Source organism: Pantoea sp. SYBGC1, assembly GCF_057197005.1.
Genome location: NZ_JBXUNM010000022.1, coordinates 1 through 1,157 on the forward strand (window position 1 = coordinate 1; position 1,157 = coordinate 1,157).

The 1,157-nt window shown below is 53.6% G+C and carries 2 tRNA genes and 2 rRNA genes; all 4 read left to right on the top strand.

Features of this window, described 5'->3' with window-relative positions:
* Positions 1-406 (top strand): 16S ribosomal RNA (locus AC2CF9_RS18130); the annotation flags it as partial.
* 74 nt (positions 407-480) lie between these two features.
* Positions 481-557: transfer RNA gene (locus AC2CF9_RS18135), tRNA-Ile, on the top strand.
* Between the two features lie 107 nt (positions 558-664).
* Positions 665-740 (top strand) — tRNA-Ala (locus tag AC2CF9_RS18140).
* Positions 741-942: 202 nt separating this feature from the next.
* A 23S ribosomal RNA gene (locus AC2CF9_RS18145) occupies positions 943-1,157 on the top strand; the annotation flags it as partial.

The following is a 1,157-nucleotide window of genomic DNA, read 5'->3' on the forward strand; positions in this document are numbered from 1 at the left end:
ATGCCGGGAACTCAAAGGAGACTGCCGGTGATAAACCGGAGGAAGGTGGGGATGACGTCAAGTCATCATGGCCCTTACGGCCAGGGCTACACACGTGCTACAATGGCGCATACAAAGAGAAGCGACCTCGCGAGAGCAAGCGGACCTCATAAAGTGCGTCGTAGTCCGGATCGGAGTCTGCAACTCGACTCCGTGAAGTCGGAATCGCTAGTAATCGTAGATCAGAATGCTACGGTGAATACGTTCCCGGGCCTTGTACACACCGCCCGTCACACCATGGGAGTGGGTTGCAAAAGAAGTAGGTAGCTTAACCTCCGGGAGGGCGCTTACCACTTTGTGATTCATGACTGGGGTGAAGTCGTAACAAGGTAACCGTAGGGGAACCTGCGGTTGGATCACCTCCTTACCTGAAGATACCTTCCCGCGAAGTGCTCACACAGATTGTCTGATGAAATTTAAAGAAGCAGTAAAACTCTCTCCAGGCTTGTAGCTCAGGTGGTTAGAGCGCACCCCTGATAAGGGTGAGGTCGGTGGTTCAAGTCCACTCAGGCCTACCAAATTCTCCCGATTTCTGCGTTATGACAACGGCTCGCATAGTTCACTATGCTTCGCGTCGTCACGCCTCGAACTCGACAGAATTGGGTGAAGGGTTTTGCGAATCATTGGGGCTATAGCTCAGCTGGGAGAGCGCCTGCCTTGCACGCAGGAGGTCAGCGGTTCGATCCCGCTTAGCTCCACCATCAACGTCCCCGCGTTGATATTCAACTTCTGAATGCATTTTCGAGTGCATTGCGAAGTTATTGCTCTTTAACAATCCGGAACAAGCTGAAAATTTGAAACGACCGCGTCCGGCCACCCTCCGTAATAAGGGTGGCAGAACGATGCGGCCGGGTCTCAAGATTATCGCGATTCACGAGCGTTCAAAACGCCTGTGGGTTGTGAGGTTAAGCGACCAAGCGTACACGGTGGATGCCCTGGCAGTCAGAGGCGATGAAGGACGTGCTAATCTGCGAAAAGCGCCGGCAAGGTGATATGAACCGCTACAGCCGGCGATGTCCGAATGGGGAAACCCGGTGCACTCAGTGCATCATCGCAGCATGAATACATAGTGCTGCGAGGCGAACCGGGGGAACTGAAACATCTAAGTACCCCGAGGA